The 19,235-nt window shown below is 68.5% G+C and carries 12 protein-coding genes and 2 pseudogenes; 8 read left to right on the top strand and 6 right to left on the bottom strand.

What is annotated here, in order from left to right; all coding sequences use genetic code 11:
• Positions 1–88: 88 nt before the first annotated feature.
• A pseudogene (locus RI138_RS02550) lies at positions 89–840 on the bottom strand (LLM class flavin-dependent oxidoreductase); the annotation flags it as partial.
• A gap of 930 nt (positions 841–1,770) precedes the next feature.
• Here RI138_RS02550 and RI138_RS02545 point away from each other — a divergent pair.
• Positions 1,771–2,193, top strand: a complete 423-nt coding sequence (locus tag RI138_RS02545; RefSeq protein WP_311118589.1) for a secondary thiamine-phosphate synthase enzyme YjbQ — start codon at positions 1,771–1,773, stop codon at positions 2,191–2,193.
• A gap of 1,304 nt (positions 2,194–3,497) precedes the next feature.
• Here RI138_RS02545 and yjfF read toward each other — a convergent pair.
• From yjfF to RI138_RS02525, 4 genes are all read right to left on the bottom strand, one after another.
• Positions 3,498–4,475, bottom strand: coding sequence for a galactofuranose ABC transporter, permease protein YjfF (gene yjfF, locus RI138_RS02540; protein WP_311118588.1), 978 nt, complete (start codon positions 4,473–4,475; stop codon positions 3,498–3,500).
• Positions 4,472–5,479: an ABC transporter permease gene (locus RI138_RS02535; RefSeq protein WP_311118587.1), complete on the bottom strand. Its 1,008-nt coding sequence runs from the start codon at positions 5,477–5,479 to the stop codon at positions 4,472–4,474. The genes yjfF and RI138_RS02535 overlap by 4 nt, the downstream gene beginning before the upstream one ends.
• On the bottom strand, positions 5,476–7,026 hold the full coding sequence (locus tag RI138_RS02530; protein WP_311118586.1) for a sugar ABC transporter ATP-binding protein: 1,551 nt from the start codon (positions 7,024–7,026) through the stop codon (positions 5,476–5,478). The genes RI138_RS02535 and RI138_RS02530 overlap by 4 nt, the downstream gene beginning before the upstream one ends.
• Before the next feature lie 76 nt (positions 7,027–7,102).
• Positions 7,103–8,077, bottom strand: a complete 975-nt coding sequence (locus tag RI138_RS02525) for an ABC transporter substrate-binding protein (RefSeq protein ID WP_398862207.1) — start codon at positions 8,075–8,077, stop codon at positions 7,103–7,105.
• A 336-nt stretch (positions 8,078–8,413) separates the two neighbouring features.
• Between RI138_RS02525 and RI138_RS02520 the strand changes: the two genes are divergently transcribed.
• The 7 genes from RI138_RS02520 to mmsB all read left to right on the top strand — a co-directional run bounded on the left by RI138_RS02520 (position 8,414) and on the right by mmsB (position 18,750).
• On the top strand, positions 8,414–9,445 hold the full coding sequence (locus tag RI138_RS02520; RefSeq protein ID WP_398864199.1) for a substrate-binding domain-containing protein: 1,032 nt from the start codon (positions 8,414–8,416) through the stop codon (positions 9,443–9,445).
• A 152-nt stretch (positions 9,446–9,597) separates the two neighbouring features.
• Positions 9,598–11,274: a ribulokinase gene (gene araB, locus RI138_RS02515; protein ID WP_311118584.1), complete on the top strand. Its 1,677-nt coding sequence runs from the start codon at positions 9,598–9,600 to the stop codon at positions 11,272–11,274.
• Positions 11,271–11,936: an L-ribulose-5-phosphate 4-epimerase gene (locus RI138_RS02510; protein ID WP_311118583.1), complete on the top strand. Its 666-nt coding sequence runs from the start codon at positions 11,271–11,273 to the stop codon at positions 11,934–11,936. The genes araB and RI138_RS02510 overlap by 4 nt, the downstream gene beginning before the upstream one ends.
• Positions 11,937–11,955: 19 nt before the next feature.
• Positions 11,956–13,446 carry an L-arabinose isomerase gene (gene araA, locus RI138_RS02505; protein WP_311118582.1) on the top strand — a complete coding sequence of 497 codons (1,491 nt, stop codon included), beginning with the start codon at positions 11,956–11,958 and terminating at the stop codon, positions 13,444–13,446.
• 1,313 nt (positions 13,447–14,759) lie between these two features.
• On the top strand, positions 14,760–15,869 hold the full coding sequence (gene chvE, locus RI138_RS02500) for a multiple monosaccharide ABC transporter substrate-binding protein (protein WP_311118581.1): 1,110 nt from the start codon (positions 14,760–14,762) through the stop codon (positions 15,867–15,869).
• 62 nt (positions 15,870–15,931) lie between these two features.
• Complete coding sequence (gene mmsA, locus RI138_RS02495) at positions 15,932–17,506, top strand: multiple monosaccharide ABC transporter ATP-binding protein (protein WP_311122792.1); 1,575 nt, start codon at positions 15,932–15,934, stop codon at positions 17,504–17,506.
• Positions 17,503–18,750 (top strand): multiple monosaccharide ABC transporter permease, encoded by a 1,248-nt coding sequence (gene mmsB / locus RI138_RS02490; RefSeq protein WP_311118580.1) that lies wholly within the window; start codon positions 17,503–17,505, stop codon positions 18,748–18,750. The genes mmsA and mmsB overlap by 4 nt, the downstream gene beginning before the upstream one ends.
• A 72-nt stretch (positions 18,751–18,822) precedes the next feature.
• On the opposite strand, the pseudogene RI138_RS02485 reads toward mmsB, so the two are convergent.
• A pseudogene (locus RI138_RS02485) lies at positions 18,823–19,224 on the bottom strand (aldose epimerase family protein); the annotation flags it as partial.
• Positions 19,225–19,235: the final 11 nt, after the last annotated feature.

Raw genomic sequence — 19,235 nt, 5'->3', positions numbered from 1 at the left:
CAGCCCCTCGGAGCCGCCACTGGCCCCGCCGAGCAGCGGCGACGCCGGAACGGTCGACAGCAGCCACCTTCGCGCCAGCGCGGGCGTGCCGGTCGGTGGTGGCCCACACCATTTCGCGCGAGGAGTCCCGCGAAACGGTGGGCTGCCGCACACCTCTGCTCCTCGGCCAGTCCGCGAATCCATGCGATCTTCTTCTTCGCGGCGGCGGGCGGCTCGCCACAGGGCGGATGGACATCCGCGTGCGCGGCGGTCACCGGCCCCGCGGCCGCCGAAGAACCGCCGAAGAAGGTCTCCGGCAGCGGATCCGGCGGCAGTGTGGTCAGCCCGCCCTGCACCCGGTAGTGCTCGCCGTCGAAGTCGTACGGCTGCCCGCTCCACGCGCCCCGCACCACCGACAGGAACTCCGTGGTGCGCGCGCAACGCCGGTCGTGGTCGAGACGGCCCCCGAACCGCCGCTGCTCGGTCGAGCCGCCCCGGTCACCACGTTGAGCAGCAGTCGCCCCCGGGTGATCCGCCGATAGGTGGCGGCCATCTGTGGGGGGGCACGGGTGAGATGGCCCCGGGCCGGAAGGTCACCAGGAACTTCAGCCGCTCGGTGTGCTGCGCGAGCGCCACCGTGGTCGGCCAGGCGTCCTCGCACCAGGTGCCGGCGGGCGTCAACACGGCCGCGAGGCCCAGCTGTTCGGCGGCCTCGGCGATCTGGTCCAGATAGTCGATGTCCGGGGCGCGCACTCCGCTCACCGGGGTGAGCCGGTCGCGCTTGAGGCCGCCGTCGGTGTAGGCGGGCCGGTCGACGAGGGTACGGCCATCGCCCGCTCCTCCGGGTGCTCGAAGACCCACTTCTGGGCCCGCTCCAGCCGGACGAGCAGGCCACCGATGGCCCGCGCCTCCTTGCGGTCCTTGAGCGATGCGGGCGAAGTGGCCCGGAAGCCGAGCCCGTTGACGACGCCCTCGCCGGTCGTCAGCACCCCGGGCGTCCGCCGTACCCAGGATCCGCGAGGTGTACGGGTCCCAGATCGCCCAGGCGTCGACCTTGCACCGGCTGCACGCGGCGCGCGCGGCGGCGTGCTGGAGGTGGTTCAGCTTCACGTCCTTGATCCCGATCCCCGCCTTGTCGAGCGAGGCGACCGGCCGGAAGCGGGCCGAAGTGCTCTGCGCGACGGCGATGGACCTGCCCTTGTCCCGGGGGACGGTGCGCCGCACCCACCGGGGCACGGACCGCAGCCACGCTCGGCGTTCGGATGCCGGGACGATCGGCTCCAGACCGGGTGGCGCAGGGCTTTCGGGTGCTGGGGCCTTGTTGGGAGCGGCGGACAGGCCGGATGGTGCGTGACTGACGGCCATGGAGGCTTCAAGGGAGGGCCTACGGAGGCGGCGATCGAGGACGGTGACACGGCTCGGTGCCCGTCCGCGCCTCACGGCGACCGCTGCGCATTGGCCCGGAGGTCCGGGCAGCAGGAGCCCCGCCGAACCGAACGGATCGGGAGACCGGCAGGAAGAAGCAGCTCACAACGGCGCGCAAGGCGGAAGGCACGGCCGTGGAGGCGAAGCGGGCGGCAGACTCGGTCAGAGAATGCGCGAAGGGCGCTGAGAGAACGTCAGCAGCCGTGGCAGCACGTGGCGGACGCCTCCGGCGGCAGGTCGATGTGACCGCGCGAGGCGAGCGAGCCGATCGGAACATGGCGCTGAACGCAGCCATCCGGTTGGGACACGGAATGGTGTCTCGGAGCGTGGACGCGTCATCTCGCTCGGGGGAGAGAAGATGGAGGCATGTCCGATTCCTTCACCACCACCGTCCTGAACATCACCACGGGTACGGCCGAGACCGTCACGGACCTGACCAGGGACTGTGAGGCCTTTCTCACCCGTTCGTCAGCCGGTCGGGACGGCCTGCTGAACATCTTCGTCCCCCACGCCACCGCGGGCATCGCCGTCCTGGAGACGGGCGCGGGCAGCGACGACGACCTCCTGTCCGCCCTCCACCACCTGCTCCCGGCGGACGACCGCTGGCAACACCGCCACGGCAGCCCGGGCCACGGCCGAGATCACGTACTCCCCGCCCTCGTCCCGCCCCACGCCACCCTGCCGGTGATCGGGGGGCGGCTGGAGCTGGGGACGTGGCAGTCGGTGTGTCTGGTGGACACCAACAAGGACAATGCCGACCGTCAAGTGCGGTTGAGCTTCCTGGGCTGATCAAGCCGATCAAGATCGTCCTGGGCGTGGCCGCCGATTCGCCGTACGCTCCGGCGAATCGGGAGAAGGACGCGCGGTACCACCATGGCGTTCCTGCGGGTGGTGTAGGCGAACGTCTCCCACGGCCTTCCGCTGTCCCTGGCGGACCGGCGATCGCGCGGGCGGCCTCGGATGCCGAAGCGGTCGCGGCGATCCGCCGCCGCGTGGCCGACGTCGTGCCCCAGCTCGCCGCGCGCACCGGCAGGGACGGCCTCGAAAATGCGGCCCCTCTTCGTCAACACATGGAGGACAACGGCCTCTGCCCGGGCGACATCCAGAACGCGGACGACCTGCTGCGGACTCTGCCGAGGTCGAAGGCGGACTACCGGCGCAACTTCCCCGCGGGGGCGCTGGCCCCGGGGCGCACCCTCAACTCGCCTCACGTCATGCGGTTCCAGAGCTCCGGGACGTCCGGCGACCGTCTCAACAGCGCCCAGCTCTCGTACGACCCGGCGCGTCGGCGGGCGACGGCCCTCGCGGTCAACCGTCGCTTCGACGGTCTCTGGTGTCCCGGCAGCAGGCCCAAGTCAGGCCGGTTCGCCCACCGAGCTGCTCGGACGTGGAATGTGCGACAGGACTCTCGACCCTTGAGGACCGGATGCTCACGGACAGAACCGTGGTGCCGTCCGTGGCCCACGACCTGACGCCACGCCCGAATGGCAGCTCGTCGAAGCCCTCGACGAGCTGGAGATCCGCCAACCCGACCTGCTGCGGGTCGACTCCGCACACTTCGCCTTCCTGGTCAGGTGGGGGCGGCGGATCACCTCGCCCCGCACCCTGCACTTGGTGAGCGGCTACATCCTCATGACGCGTGTGGCCCGTCGAGAGATCGACGCGTTCACGGGCGGGACATGCCGGGCGTCGCCGAAGCCCCGGCCGAGTCGAGCGAGGCGGCGAGGTAGCCGCGGACTCGGGACCGTCAGGCGTGGTTGAGCCTTCTGCCGCCGGGAGCTTCGCGTACGTGCTCGCCCGCCCTCGACCGATCCGTCCAGCCGCACGTCGCACGTCTGAACGCGCGGGGACGGGGGTGTTCTCGGCACAGGCCCGTCCGCCGGAGCTTCGTCGATGTCTGGAGCAGGCGAACCGCGCGGAGGGCCCGAGCGGACGGGGCACCCTGTAGCACCTCGGCGCCGGGACGAGGAGCGGCGGTCGCTCTCTTCGGCCTTGGGCCGCCGCGCCGGTTCTGGGGGAAGGAGTCTTCCGCCGACCGGGCCGGGTGCTGCCACCAGTCGCTCCTCTGGGCCCACGGCCATCGTTGGTGACGCTCAGGCCTGCCGGCGGACGATCAGACGCTGGAGCACGATGAAGGCGAGCAGGAGAGCGCCGATGACGATCTTCGTCCACCAGGAACTGAGGGTGCCCTCGAAGGAGATCAACGACTGCACGGTGCCGAGGACCAGCACCCCCACCACTGAACCCACCAGGTATCCGGTCCCGCCTGCCAGGAGGGTTCCTCCGATGACGACAGCGGCGATGACGTCGAGTTCCATGCCGACGGCGTGCAGACCATAGCCGGAGAGCATGTAGAGGCTGAAGAGCAGGCCGCCCAGCGCGGCGCAGAAGCCGCTCACCACATAGACGCCGACCTTGGCCCGGCTGGTGGCCAGGCCCATCAGGCGGGCCGAGGACTCACTGCCGCCCACCGCGTACACGGTCCGGCCGAAGCGCGTCAGGTGCAGGACGTACAGGGCGGCCAGGACCACGGCCAGAGCGATCACGACGCTGTAGGTCAGGGTGATGTCACCCGGCAACGTGATGGCCCCGCCCGCGAACTCGCGGAAGGAGGGTTCGGTGATGGAGACCGATTCGACACTGATGAGGAAGCACAGCCCGCGGGCCAGGAACATGCCTGCAAGGGTGACGATGAAGGGCTGGACTTCGAAGTGGTGGATGACCAGGCCCATGAGCAGGCCCAGGGTGGCGCCCGATCCGAGGACAGTGATGATCGAGAGCAGCGGAGGCCAGCCCGCGTTGAGGGTGGCCGCGGCGATCATGGTCGAGAGGGCGGCGACCGCGCCGACCGAGAGATCGATGCCGCCGGTCAGGATGACGAAGGTCATGCCCACCGCGAGGACGATGAGGAAGGAGTTGTCGACGAACAGGTTCGCGACCACCTGCCCCGACGCGAAGTTCTCGTAGCGGACCGACCCGGCCCCGAAGGTGACCGTGAACACCGCGAAGGTGGCGACCACGGGCAGGAAACGCTGGGGAAAGCGTGCGGAGGAAAGAGCCAAGGCGCTCATCCGGCGGCCACCTCCTGGGAGCGGGGCGTAGGAGCTGCGGTCTTGCGGCGGGCGCGGAGCGTCTTCGTCGTGCGGGGAGACTGGAGCAGGCAGACGGCGATCACCACGACGGCCTTGAAGACCAGAGTGACGTTGGTCGGGACGCCGATGGTGTAGACGGTGGTGGTCAGCGTCTGGATCACCAGCGCGCCCACCATGGTCCCGGCGAGGGAGTACCGGCCCCCGGCCAGCGAGGTGCCTCCGATGACGACAGCGAGGATGGCGTCCATCTCGATCCACAGACCGGCGCTGTTGGCGTCGGCGGCGTTCACGTTGGAACTGATCATCAGGCCCGCGACACCCGCGCACAGGCCGGCGAAGACGTAGACCGTCCAGATGATCGTGCGTGAGCGTACGCCCGCGAGCTCGCCTGCCGTGGGATTGATCCCCACGGCTTCGATAAGCATGCCCAAAGCTGTTCGGCGGGTGATGAGGGCGACTGCCGTCAGGACGGCGAGGCTGATCAGGATCGCGATCGGCAGGATGAGGAAGCCTGAGCCGATCTGCCGGTACAGCGGATCCTTGACGGTGATGATCTGGCCCTCGGTGAGCAGCATGGCGCCACCACGACCCGCCGTCATCAGAACCAGGGTGGCGATGATCGGCTGGATTCCGAGGACGGAGACCAGGAAGCCGTTCCACAGCCCGAGCAGGATGCACACGCTCAGAGCCAGCAGGACCGCGGTCGCCGCGTCCCCGCCGCCGGATATGGAGGTGCAGGCGATCGCGCCGGCGATGGCGGCGACGGCTCCCACGGACAGATCGATGCCGCGGGTGGCGATGACCAGGGTCATGCCGACGGCGATCAGGAGCGTCGGCGCTCCGTTGCGGAGAATGTCGACGAGGCTGCCGAAGAGGTGCCCGTCCTGGATCCGGAGTTCCACGAAGGAGGGCTCGAAGGCGATGTTGAGGACGACCAGCGCGGCGAGGGCGACGAGCGGCCACAGCAGCCGCGAGCGCGTCATGAGGCCACCGCCGCGGTGTCGTTGTCGCCCGGAGCGGCGATAACAGACATGATCTTGTCCACCGAGACGTCCCGCCCGGTCAGTTCGGCCACTTTGTGGCGATCGCGCAGGACGACGACCCGGTCGGACACGCGTACCACTTCCTCCAGTTCGGCGGAGATGAACAGCACCGCCATTCCCTCCGCCGCGAGATCGGCCACGACCTTCTGGATGTGCGCCTTGGCGCCGACGTCGATGCCCCGGGTGGGTTCGTCGAGGATGAGCAGCCGGGGCCGGGTGACCAGCCAGCGTGCGAGCAGCACCTTCTGCTGGTTTCCGCCGGAAAGGGTGCTCATGATGGCGCCGGGGTCGGCAGGGCGGATGTCCAGCTTCGCTATGTAGTCCTTCACCAGAGCGTCGGAGGCGCGGCGCGGGATGGGGCGTGCCCACCCCCGGGCGGCCTGCAGGGCGAGCACGAGGTTGTCGCGGACACTGAGATCGGCGAAGACTCCCTCGGCCTTGCGGTCTTCGGAGCAGAAAGCCACGCCCTGGGCGATCATCGCCCGGGGGCCGCGGGGGCGGCGTTCACTGCCGTTGATCGTGAGAGTTCCGGTATGCGCGCGGTCCGCGCCGAAGAGCACACGAGCCAGTTCCGTGCGGCCCGAGCCGAGCAGACCGGCCAGACCGACGACCTCCCCGGCATGGATCTCCAGGTCGACGGGTGCGATCGCTCCGGTGCGGCCCAGGGCGACGGCGCTGAGCAGCGGCGCGGTACCGGGAGCCCGAGCCTCCGAGCGCCGTTGCACCTCCTCCAGCACTCCCAGTTCGCGCCCGAGCATCGCTGCGACGAGTTCGATGTGGTTCATCTCGGAAGGCAGGTATTCGCCGACGAGTGAGCCGTTTCGCAGGACGGTCATGCGGTCGGCGATCTCGTAGACCTGGTCGAGGAAGTGGGAGACGAACAGGATGGCGACTCCGTCGTCGCGCAGCACGCGCACGATGCGGAAGAGCTCGGCGACCTCGTCGGCGTCAAGGCTGGAGGTGGGCTCGTCCAGAACCAGGACGCGTGCGTCCACGACGAGTGCCCTTGCGATCGCCACGAGTTGCTGCACAGCGATCGGGTGGGAGCTCAGACGAGAGGCGGGGTCGATGGACAGGCCGACGCGGGTGAGCAGTTCCCTCGCCCGCGCACGCATGGTCCGTCCGTCGATGTGTCCCAGTCGGCGTGGCTCGCGGCCCAGCAGGATGTTCTCCGCCACCGAGAGGTTGGGCAGGAGATTGACCTCCTGGTAAACGGTGCTGATCCCGGCTTCCTGAGCTTGACCGGGCGTGTTGAAGGCGACCGGTTCGCCATGCAGGTGGATGACGCCTGTTGTCGGAGGGTGTACGCCGGTGAGTGCCTTGATGAGGGTGGACTTGCCTGCCCCGTTCTCGCCCATCAGAGCGTGTACTTCACCGGGGAGCAGGCGGAAGTCGACGCCCGAGAGAGCCTTGACGCCGGGGAACTCGACGCTGATGTCGCGCATCTCGACCACCGGGGCGCCGGTGAGCGCTGAGGAATCGGTCATGACCCATGCTTTCGTCGTGGGTACGGTCCCTGCCACCGCCACGAGGTGCGCGAAGGCAGGAACCGGCGCTCCTGGATCAGTACTGCCGGTCGGGCAGGGCCTTCTTCGCCTGCTCGGGCGTGAAGGTGGTCTCCTCGGTGACCACCCGCTTGGGGACCTTCTCGCCGTCCACGACCTTCTTGGCGAGGTCCATGAGCTGGTCGCCGAGGAGCGGATTGCATTCGACGATGTAGTTGATCTCCCCGTCGGCCAACGCCTGCATACCGTCCTTGACGGCGTCAACAGTGATGATCTTGATGTCCTGGCCGGGCTTCTTGCCGGCGGCCTTGATGGCTTCGATGGCACCCAGGCCCATGTCGTCGTTGTGGGCGTAGACGACGTCGACGTCGGGGTTGGAGCGCAGGAAGGCCTCCATGACCTGCTTGCCGCCGGAGCGGGTGAAGTCACCGCTCTGGGAAGCCCTGATCTTGATGTCGGGGCGTACGGCGATCTTCTCCTCGAAGCCCTTCTTGCGGTCGATGGCGGGCGCGGCGCCGGTGGTGCCCTGCAGTTCCACCACGTTGACGGGGCCTTTGGTGTTCTCGACGAGCCACTCGCCCGCCTTCTCGCCCTCCTCGACGAAGTCGGAGCCGAGGAACGTCTCGTACAGGGTGTCGTCGTCGGAGTCGACCGCGCGGTCGGTCAGGATCACGGGGATGCGGGCCCGCTTGGCCTCCAGTAGCACCGCGTCCCAGCCGGTCTCCACCACCGGGCTGAAGGCGATCACATCGACCTTCTGCTGGATGTAGGAGCGGATGGCCTTGATCTGGTTCTCCTGCTTCTGCTGAGCGTCGGAGAACTTCAGCTCGACGCCCGCGGTCTTCGCGGACTGCTGGACGGACTTGGTGTTGGCCGTACGCCAGCCGCTCTCAGCGCCGACCTGCGCGAAGCCCATGGTGATCTTGCCGTCCGCGCCGCTTTCACCGTCCTTGCCCGAGGTGCTGCCCGAGCCACACGCCGTCAGTGTGGCGAGCAGCAGAACGCTGACGCCTGTGGCGATCTTCTTCAACACTGCTTCCTCCGTGCTCAACTGTGCCCACTCAGGGTGGCGAGCTTTGTGTGACCGCAGTCACTGGTGCATCAGAGTGAGCGCTCACATATGCCCCGTCAACCCCTCGAACACCGCGATCTTCCGCGCCTGAGATGGATTGGGGAGGTGGTGTATGTTAACGCTCATTGTTCAGCGCTCCTGAGGGTCAAAAGGCTCGGAGCGCCTCGCATCCGGATTCCGGCGGACGCGGGGAGGGGGCGCTGGCTGTCGGCCCCCAGCCTGGTTAAGGTTCAAGGTGGCGCGTCCCTGCGTGGTCCCTCACAGGTGTCGGGCAGGCGGAAACGGCGGAGTCAGGAGATACAGGTGGAGGACGCCTCGGCGGCTGCCCGGGTACGCGAACCGGCGATGACGGATGTGGCGCGGCTTGCCGGGGTCTCCCACCAGACGGTCTCCCGCGTCCTCAACGGGCACCCCAACGTCCGGGAGCAGACGCGGCTGAGAGTGCGTGCCGCGATCACTGAGCTGGGATACCGGCCCAACCGCGCCGCGCGCACCCTGGTGACCGGCCGGTCCCAGCAGATCGGCGTGGTGGCGCAGAACTCGACCCTGTACGGGCCCACCTCGATGCTGGCCGCCTTCGAGCTGGCCGCCGCGGCCCAGGGCTTCGCGGTGAGCGTGCGACGGGTGCGCGTCCTTGACCGCTCCTCCATCGCCGCGGCGGTGGAACACCACCGCGACCAGCGGGTCGCCGGCATTGTGGTCATCGCTCCCACCGCGTCCGCCGACGAGGCGCTGGCGGAGATTCCGGCCGATGTCCCGCTCGTGGCCGTCGACGGGGACCCCGACCGGGGCGGAGCGCTGGTCACGGTCGACCAGGAGGCGGGAGCCTTCGCCGCCACCCGGCACCTGCTGGACGCGGGGCACCAGACCGTGTGGCACATCTCGGGTCCGCCGGACTGGTTCGACGCCGCGGGCCGGGTGCGCGGATGGCAGCGTGCTCTGCGGGAGGCCGGTGCGGAGATCCCACCCGTCAGTTCCGCGGACTGGAGCGCGTCCTCCGGCTACCGCGCGGGTCAGATGCTGGCCCGCATGCCGGATGTGACCGCGGTGTTCGCGGCCAACGACCATCTGGCCCTCGGTGCCATCCGTGCGATGGCCGAGCGGGGTCGTTGCGTCCCGGGTGACGTGAGCATCGTCGGCTTCGACGACGTGCCCGAGGCCGAGTTCTTCTCGCCCCCGTTGACCACGGTGCGTCCGGACTTCGACGGGGTGGCCACCGAGACCCTCGGTCTTCTGCTGGCCCGGATCGAGGGAGAGTCGGGGCCTTCGCTGCGCACACTCAACCCCACGCTCATTCCGCGGGAGAGCGTCGCGGTTCCGCGCGGCTGAGCCACGCCCTCGGCCGATCCCCCGCATCCGTACCTGAGCCCTACCTGAGCACGCTCACATGCTGAGACTTTCCTGTCAGTAGATGTCTTGACGGTCAGATTGTTAGCGATAACACTTCGAGTGTCCTTCGGCGAACGATCAAAGGTGGCTTCATGGCCGACGAACCTGACTCCCTCGTAGTCGGTGTCGACTACGGCACGCTGTCCGGACGCGCCGTGGTGGTGCGGGTCCGGGACGGTGCCGAGCTGGGCACTGGTGTCCATGCCTACCGTCACGGCGTCATCGACCGGTCCCTGCCCGCGACGGGCCTCAGCTTGCCGGCTGACTGGGCGTTGCAGGTTCCCGAGGACTATCTCGACGTTCTGCGGATCGCCGTACCGACCGCGATCGCGGACGCCGGGGTCGATCCAGCTCGTGTGATCGGGATCGGGACCGACTTCACCGCCTGCACGATGGTGCCGACCACCGGGGACGGAACCCCGCTGTGCGACCTGCCTGAACTCGCCGGGAATCCGCACGCGTACGTCAAGCTCTGGCGCCACCACGCCGCCCAGCCGCAGGCCGACCGGATCAATGCCCTGGCGCGGGCGCGCGGGGAGAAGTGGCTGCCGCGGTACGGAGGACTGATCTCCTCGGAGTGGGAGTTCGCCAAGGCGCTGCAGATGCTGGAGGAGGCGCCCGAGGTGTACGCCGCCATGGACCGGTGGGTGGAGGCCGCCGACTGGATCGTCTGGCGGCTCACCGGGGCGTACGTGCGCAATGCCTGTAGTGCCGGTTACAAGGGGATCCGCCAGGACGGCGAGTACCCCGCCGCGGACTTCCTCGCCGAACTGAACCCCGCCTTCGCCGACTTCGTGACGGAGAAGCTGGATCAGCCCATCGGTCGGCTCGGCGACCGGGCCGGCGGTCTGAGCGCCGAGGCCGCGGCCTGGACCGGGCTGCCGGAGGGCATCGCGGTCGCCGTCGGAAACGTCGACGCACATGTCACCGCCCCGGCGGCCGGGGCCGTGGAGCCCGGTCAGCTGGTCGCGATCATGGGCACATCCACCTGCCACGTCCTCAACGGCGACACCTTGCGCGAGGTCCCCGGCATGTGCGGCGTGGTCGACGGCGGCATCGTCGGCGGGCTGTGGGGTTACGAGGCCGGGCAGAGCGGTGTGGGGGACATCTTCGCCTGGTACGTCGACCACCAGGTCCCCGAGGGCTACCACGTACAGGCTCGGGAACGCGGCCTGTCCGTCCATGAACTGCTCACCGAACTGGCCGCGAACCAGAAGGTCGGTGAGCACGGTCTGATCGCCCTCGACTGGCACAGCGGCAATCGCTCGGTGCTGGTCGACCACGAGCTGTCGGGAATGGTTCTGGGGCAGACCCTCTCCACCCGGCCCGAGGACGTCTACCGTGCTCTGCTCGAGGCCACCGCGTTCGGCACGCGCACGATCGTGGAGACCTTCACCATCGCGGGCGTACCCGTCAACGAACTCATCATCGCCGGCGGCCTGGTGCGCAACCCGTTCCTGATGCAGCTCTACTCCGACGTCCTCGGCATGCCGCTGTCGATCATCCGCTCCGCCCAGGGGCCGGCCCTCGGGTCGGCGCTCCATGCGGCGGTGGCCGCGGGCGCGCACCGCGATGTCCGAGCTGCCGCTGCCGCCATGGGCTCGGTCGACCGAGCCGTCTACCGGCCTCGCCCCGAGGAAGCCGCCGCCTACGACCGGCTCTTCGCCGAGTACGTCGCCCTGCACGACCACTTCGGCCGGGGCGGCAGTGACGTCATGCGCAGACTGCGGGCCATGCGCCGCTCCGCCATCGAACCGAAGGAGAAATGATGGGCGCCGTCGACAGCGTGAAGCACCTCCGGCAGATCGTCGCTGACCTGCACCGCGAACTGACGCGATACGGGCTGGTGATCTGGACCGCCGGAAACGTCTCGGCCCGCGTTCCGGGGGAGGATCTCATGGTCATCAAGCCCTCCGGCGTGTCCTACGACGACCTGAGCCCGGACACCATGGTCGTGACCGACCTGCACGGCAACCTGGTGGAAGGCGAGCTGGCGCCGTCCTCGGACACCGCCGCCCACGCCTACGTCTACCGGCACATGCCCGAGGTCGGCGGCGTGGTTCACACGCACTCGCCCTACGCCACCGCCTGGGCCGCGCGTGGCGAACCCATCCCGTGTGTCCTGACCATGATCGCCGACGAGTTCGGCGGCGAGATCCCGGTCGGCCCCTTCGCGCTCATCGGCGACGACTCCATCGGACGCGGCATCGTGGACACGCTCCGTGACAGCCGCTCGCCCGCCGTCCTCATGCGCAGCCACGGCCCCTTCACCGTCGGCCGCGACGCGCGTTCGGCCGTGAAGGCGGCCGTCATGGTCGAGGACGTGGCCCGCACCGTCCATTTCGCCCACCAGCTAGGTACCCCGGACGCCATCGACGCGGCCGCCGTGGACCGGCTCTACGAGCGCTACCAGAACGTCTACGGCCAGTGATCCCACGAGGGGAAGACCGATGAACACCACAACCCAGCCGCAGATCTGGTTCCTGACGGGAAGTCAGCATCTGTACGGTGCCGAGACCCTGAACCAGGTCGCGGAGCAGTCGGCCAGGATCCAGGAGATGCTGGCCGCTTCCGGACGGATCGGCGCCGACATCGTGGGAAAGCCGGTGCTGACCGAGGCCTCCGCCATCAGGCGGACACTGGAGGCCGCCAACACCGACCCGGCCTGTGTCGGGGTGATCGCGTGGATGCACACCTTCTCTCCCGCGAAGATGTGGATCTCCGGGCTCGACGCGTTGCGCAAGCCACTGCTGCACCTGCACACCCAGCTCAACCGGGAACTGCCGTGGTCGTCCATCGACATGGACTTCATGAACCTCAACCAGGCCGCCCACGGCGACCGTGAGTTCGGCTACATACAGACCCGCATCGGGGTGGCCCGCAAGACCGTGGTGGGTCATGTATCCGATCCGGTGGTGGTCAGGCGGGTCGATGACTGGGGCCGGGCGGCCATCGGCTTCCACCGCATGCGCAATCTCCGCCTGGCGCGCTTCGGCGACAACATGCGCGACGTTGCCGTGACCGAGGGCGACAAGGTGGAGGCGGAGCTCCGGTTCGGCGTCAGCGTCAACACCTACGGCGTCAACGATCTTGTTGAACTCGTCGACGCCGTGACCGTCGGCGAGATCGACGATCTCGTCGACGAGTACTCCGAACTCTACAATCTCGCACCGGAGTTGATGCGAAACGGCGATCGTCACTCCTCACTGCGCTACGCGGCCGCCATCGAGGCCGGCCTGCGTCGCTTCCTCGTCCGGGGCGACTTCGGCGCCTTCACCACCAACTTCGAGGACCTCGGCGGACTGCGGCAGCTGCCCGGCCTGGCCGTCCAGCGCCTCATGGCCGACGGTTACGGCTTCGGCGGCGAGGGCGACTGGAAGACCTCCGCACTGCTCGCCGCCGCGAAGGCCATGGGCCCGCGGGCTTCGTTCATGGAGGATTACACGTACCACTTCGGGCCCGGCACGCCCAGGACCCTCGGTGCGCACATGCTGGAGGTGTGTCCCTCGATCGCTGACGCCCAGCCGTCCTGTGAGATCCACCCCCTGTCGATCGGAGGGCGTGAGGACCCCGTGCGCCTGGTGTTCGACGCCGCCGCCGGCCCCGCCACGGTGATCGGTCTGGCCGACATGGGCGACCGTTTCCGGCTCGTGGCCAACGACATTGATGTTGTGTTGCCGGATGAGCCGCTGCCGTGCCTGCCGGTGGCTCGGGCGGTGTGGGAGCCTCGGCCCTCGCTGTCCACAGCGGCCGAGTGCTGGCTGATGGCCGGCGGCCCGCACCACACGGTCCTCACCGCGGTGGGGTCGGACGTGCTGCGTGACTTCGCGCAGATGGCCGGTACTGAGCTGGTGATGATCGACGACACCACGACGGCCCATGACTTCGCGGACCGTCTGCGCTGGAACCAGGCCTACCACCGGCTAGCCCAGCGGCTGTGACCCGAACCGTAGGGTGATCCGCCTCTCCCTCACATGGGAGAGGCGGATCACGGTTCCGCCGCGGGGCGCCTACGCGGTGGAGTGTGGCGAAGGCCGGCGCCGAGTTCACCGGCTGCCCGTGCAGAAGACGATCGGCACCCCCCCAGCGCCCATGAGCGTTAACGCTCACAACTGGATGCGGCAATAGTCCTACGCGCTCGGGTGACCTTCGGAGTCACACCGGTGCTCGGGTGATGCGATGCCGAACGCGTACCGGGACCGGTCGGTCGGGGACGGTCGGCACGATCGGGTGCGTGTCGGCGGCTTGGCGAACGGCTCTTCGCGTTCTTGCCCTGGGGGGGGAGGGAGTTTACGGAAGCCTGTCGTGCCGACCGGAGGATGGCGTTCGTGTGGCGCTCGCCCTGCCGAGGTCATGGTGTTGGGTGCGTCCATCCCGTCGGTGCCGATGAGCTGCGCCCCGAGAGTCGCCCCGTGCCCACCTCCCCCTCCCCCCGCGGTGTTGATCCGATGTCGACCCGGCCATCGTCCGTCTGTGGTCGGCGGGGGAGAGGGGCACGCCGACACCGGAGGTCGGCAGCCGCGGCTGCGTCGCGAGAACCGCAGGGTGGGGGAGGGGTGCCCGGCTTCCGTGGCGGAGACGGCAGCGTCTTCCCGGGCCGTGCGGACGAAGGTCGTTCGTCGCCGGTGGACGTCACTCGTCGGGGAAGACTCCGGGAGGGGTCGGTCCAGGGTGGCCTCCGCGATGGTCGCGGAGGAGGCTGCTGCGGGAGACCCGAGCCCCTTTACCGCCGAGCGACTGTCCATCGGGGTGCCGGGAATGTAACCCGTGCGGTGGGTTCGTGAGTTCGCGCCGCTGGTGCGGACGGGCGTCGAAGGCCGCAGTCCTCTTCACGGGGCCTCCCGTGGGCCGCCCGGTCGCCCCGCTGCTGTCTGAGCCGTGGTGGCTCGGCGGGGCTGCCGGAGCTCTGCGCCCCGCATGTCGCCGCCGCGCGATCGGTTGAAGCGTGTCGAGAGTGGAATGTGCTGCGCTGGAGGCGCCGTCCAGCGGCAGGCTGCCTGTGGTGTCGGTGGGCGGCCTCTGCGGGATGCCCTGCTTTTGCCCCGTTCTTCGCGCCGACGGGCGTGCATCGCCGCGAGAAAAAGCCTAGTTCCTCTTGTACTGCAGTGATGCGAGCGCTAACAATCAGCTCGACCGAGGCTGTCGAACCCCGACCGCCTCCGCGACGACGCCCCGGCGGTGCGAGGACACGTGCTGCCGCCGAAGCCCTTCGGGACAGAAGCACCCTCAACGACGAGATTGCCAGGTAACGCCCATGACGAACTTCCGAGCCGCATCCCTCCTCCTGGCCGCGACCACCGGCTGCGCCCTGCTCCTCACGGCCTGCGGGCAGAACAGCGAGGGAGGAAGTCAGGAGTCGAAGGACGGGAAGGACCTCACCATTGGGATCTCCATGCCCACCAAGTCCTCCGAAAGGTGGATCGCGGACGGCGCCAACATGACCGCGGGCCTGAAGAAGAGCGGCTATCTCACCAACCTGCAGTACGGGGAGGACGACCCCGACCAGCAGGTGGCCCAGATCGAGAACATGATTACTCAAGGTGTCGACGCCTTGGTCGTGGCGGCCATCAACGGTGAGGCGCTGTCCAATGTTCTCCAGCAGGCGGCGGACGCCCGCATCCCGGTGATCTCCTACGACCGGCTCATTCTGGGATCCCCGCATGTCGCCTACTACGCCTCCTTCGACAACGAGGAGGTCGGCAAGCTCCAAGCCACCTACATCGTGGAGAAGCTGGGCCTGAAGGACGGTTCGAAGAAGGGCCCCTTCAACATCGAGCTGTTCGCCGGCTCCAACGACGACAACAACACCAAGTACTTCTTCAACGGCGCCATGGAGGTGCTGAAGCCCTATCTCGACAGGAAGCAGCTTGTCGTACGCTCCCAGCAGACCCGTCTCGCCCAGGTCACCACGCTGCGCTGGGACGGAGGAACGGCGCAGAAGCGCATGGACGACCTGTTGACCTCCTCCTATTCCACGGCCCGGATCGACGCTGTGCTGTCCCCTTACGACGGCATCTCGATCGGCATCCTGTCCGCCCTGAAATCCGACGACTACGGAAGTCCGGCCAAGCCGTTGCCGATCGTCACCGGCCAGGACGCCGAGGTCGCGTCCGTGAAGTCGATCATCGCGAATCAGCAGACCCAGACCGTCTACAAGGACACCCGCGCACTGGCGAAGGTCGCCGCGAACATGGTGACCGCCGTCCTCGACGGCAAGAAGCCCGAGGTCAATGACGACAGCACCTACGACAACGGCAAGAAGGTGGTTCCGGCCTACCTGCTCGACCCGGTCAGCGTCGACAAGGCGAACTACCGGAAGGTTCTGGTCGACTCCGGCTACATCAAGGCCGAGGATCTCCGTTGAGCTCCGCCGCATTCTCCTCGCCCTCGTCCTCGCACAGGCCTGCGGCCCGCCCCGTGCTGGAGATGCGGGCCATCGTCAAGACCTTCCCCGGCGTCAGAGCTCTGTCGGACGTGACCCTGTCCGTGAAGCGCGGCGAGGTTCACGCCCTGTGCGGAGAGAACGGCGCGGGCAAGTCGACGCTGATGAAGGTCCTGTCCGGCGTGCATCCGCACGGGACCTACGAGGGCGAGGTTCTTTTCGACGGCGAACCGTGCCGCTTCAAGGACATCAGGGCCAGTGAGCGGCACGGCATCGTCATCATCCATCAGGAACTCGCACTCGTTCCCTACCTGTCCATCGCCGAGAACATCTTCCTCGGCAACGAGCCGTCGCGGCGAGGCGTCATCGACTGGCGCGAAGTACTGCGGCGTGCCGCCGAGCTGCTGCGGCGCGTCGGCCTCGACGAGCACCCCGAGACCCGGGTGGCCGACATCGGCGTCGGCAAGCAGCAGCTTGTGGAGATCGCGAAGGCGCTGGCGAAGAACGTCCGGCTGCTGATCCTCGACGAACCCACCGCCGCCCTCAACGACGAGGACAGCGCGAAACTGTTGCGGCTGATGCGGGAACTGAAGGACCAGGGCATTACTTCCATCATCATTTCGCACAAGCTCAACGAGATCGCGCAGATCGCCGACACCGTGACCATCCTGCGCGACGGACACTCCATCGAGACCTTGGACGTCAGGGACCCGGCCACCACCGAGGACCGCATCATCCGAGGCATGGTGGGGCGGAACCTGGACAGCCGATTTCCCGACCGCACCCCGTACAAGGGCCCGGCGGACGTCAACCCGGTCCTGGAGATCCGGGACTGGACCGTACGCCACCCCCTGGACCACAGCCGCAAGGTCGTCGACCGGGTCTCGCTCCAGGCCCGCCGCGGCGAGATCGTCGGCGTCGCGGGGCTCATGGGCGCCGGCCGGACGGAACTCGCGATGAGCGTCTTCGGCCGCTCCTACGGCCGCTACGAGCAGGGGACCGTTCTCAAGGACGGCCGAGCGGTGCGCACCCGCACGGTTCCCGAAGCGGTTGCCAACGGCATCGCGTACGTCACCGAGGACCGCAAGCGCTACGGCCTCAACCTGGAGGACTCCGTGAGCCGGAACATCTCGCTCGCGTCCTTCCGCACGCTCGCCCGACGGGGCATCGTCGACGCCCACGAGGAGCGCAGAGTCGCCGAACGGTACCGGCGGACCATGGGCATCAAGGCTCCGAACGTCCTCGAACCGGTCGGCCGGCTTTCCGGCGGCAACCAGCAGAAGGTCGTTCTGAGCAAGTGGATCCTTGCCGGACCCGATGTACTCATCCTCGACGAGCCCACACGCGGCGTCGACGTGGGGGCCAAGTTCGAGATCTACACCGTGATCGACCGTCTCGCCGCCGAGGGCAAGGCCATCCTCCTCATCTCCTCCGAGCTGCCCGAACTGCTCGGCATGTGCGACCGGGTCTACACCATGGCGGCCGGCCGGTTGACCGGCGAAGTCGCCCGCGAGGACGCCACCCAGGAAGTACTGATGCGGCACATGACGCAGGACATCCCCACACCGTCGGCAGTCGGCGCAGGCACCGCCACCCCCAGCGAAGGACATCAGGAATGAGCACCCCCGCCACCACGAAGGCGACCGCTCCGGCGCCCCCGGGGGACGGCGCTGCCCGGCCCGCCGGGGCGCAGGTGGCTCGTGTGCTCCTGGACGGCGTCCGGCGGAACATGCGCCAGTACGGAATGCTCCTGGCGCTCGGCCTGATCGTGCTTCTGTTCCAGGTGTGGACGGGAGGAGACCTCCTGCTGCCGCGCAACGTTTCCAACCTGGTGCTGCAGAACAGCTACATCCTCATCCTGGCCATCGGCATGATGATGGTCATCATCTCCGGGCACATCGACCTGTCAGTGGGCTCGCTGATGGCCCTGGTAGGTGGCGTGGGGGCCGTGCTCATGGTCGAGCACCACATCTCCTGGCCCGTCGCGGTGATCCTCGCCCTCCTGCTGGGGGCCGTCGCGGGCGCGCTCCAAGGGTTCTTCATCGCGTACGTGGGCATACCGTCGTTCATCGTGACGCTCGCCGGCATGCTTCTGTTCCGGGGTCTTACGGAGATCTTCCTCCAGGGCCAGACACTCGGCCCGTTCCCGGAGGGGCTGCAAAAGGTCGCCAACGGTTTCCTGCCGGAAGCGGGGCCGCCGACCAACTACCACAACCTGACTCTCCTCCTCGGCTTGGGACTGATCGCCTTCGTCGTCTTCCAGGAGGTGCGAGACCGTCGACGCCGGCGGGAGTTCGCACTGGAGTCGCTCCCCACCGGCCTCTTCGCACTGAAGGTGACGGCACTGGTCGCCGCCGTACTGGTCACGACCCTGTTGCTCGCCAGCTACAAGGGCGCTCCTGTCGTACTCCTGATCCTGGCTGTCCTGCTGGTCGGCTTCGGCTACGTGATGCGCAACGCGGTGATCGGCCGCCACGTGTACGCGGTGGGCGGAAACCTGCCCGCTGCGAAGCTGTCCGGGGTCAAGGACAAGAAGGTGACCTTCGCGGTGTTCCTCAACATGGGAATGCTCGCGGCGCTCGCCGGGCTCGTGTTCGCGGCCCGCTTCAACGCGGCCTCGCCCAAGGCGGGCGTGAACTTCGAACTGGAGGCCATCGCCGCCGCGTTCATCGGCGGGGCTTCGATGAGCGGTGGCGTGGGGACCGTGGCCGGCGCCATCATCGGCGGCCTGGTCCTCGGCGTGCTCAACAACGGCATGAACCTGGTCGGGGTGGGCACCGACTGGCAGCAGGTCATCAAGGGCCTCGTGCTGCTCGCGGCGGTCGGATTCGACGTGTGGAACAGGCGCAGAGCGGGCGTCTGACTCCACCCGTGGTGGCTCTCCCCGCCGATGGTCGACCGGCGGGCACAGCCACCACGGCATGTGCCTGCGCGGTCAGTCGCGGACACCGAAACGTAGGACCGTCATCGACCGGTACTCGTCGCCGGTCCGGAGCACCGTGGACGGGCCGCGGGGTCGGTTCGGGGCGTCGGGGAAGTGCTGGGTCTCCAACGCGATGCCGGCACCCGCCCGGTAGGGCGCTCCGCCTTTGCCGACGACGGTTCCGCCGAACTGTCCGGCCGTGTAGACGTGCAGGCCGGGCTCGGTGGTGAACACCTCCACGCACCGGCCCCTGGCCGGCGCATGGAGGACGGCTGCCCGGCGCAGCGTGCCGTCGCCGTCCGGGGGCAGTACGAAGTCGTGGTCGTACCCCATGCCCGCTGCCATGGGCCGACGCTCGGCGCGGGCCAGTGCCTCGGAGAGCCTGGGTGGCCGGCGGAGGTCGAACGCGGTGCCGGAGACGAGGA

The sequence above is a fragment of the Streptomyces durocortorensis genome (assembly GCF_031760065.1).
Classification (GTDB): Bacteria; Actinomycetota; Actinomycetes; order Streptomycetales; family Streptomycetaceae; genus Streptomyces.
This window is presented reverse-complemented; position numbering and strand designations above follow the sequence as displayed.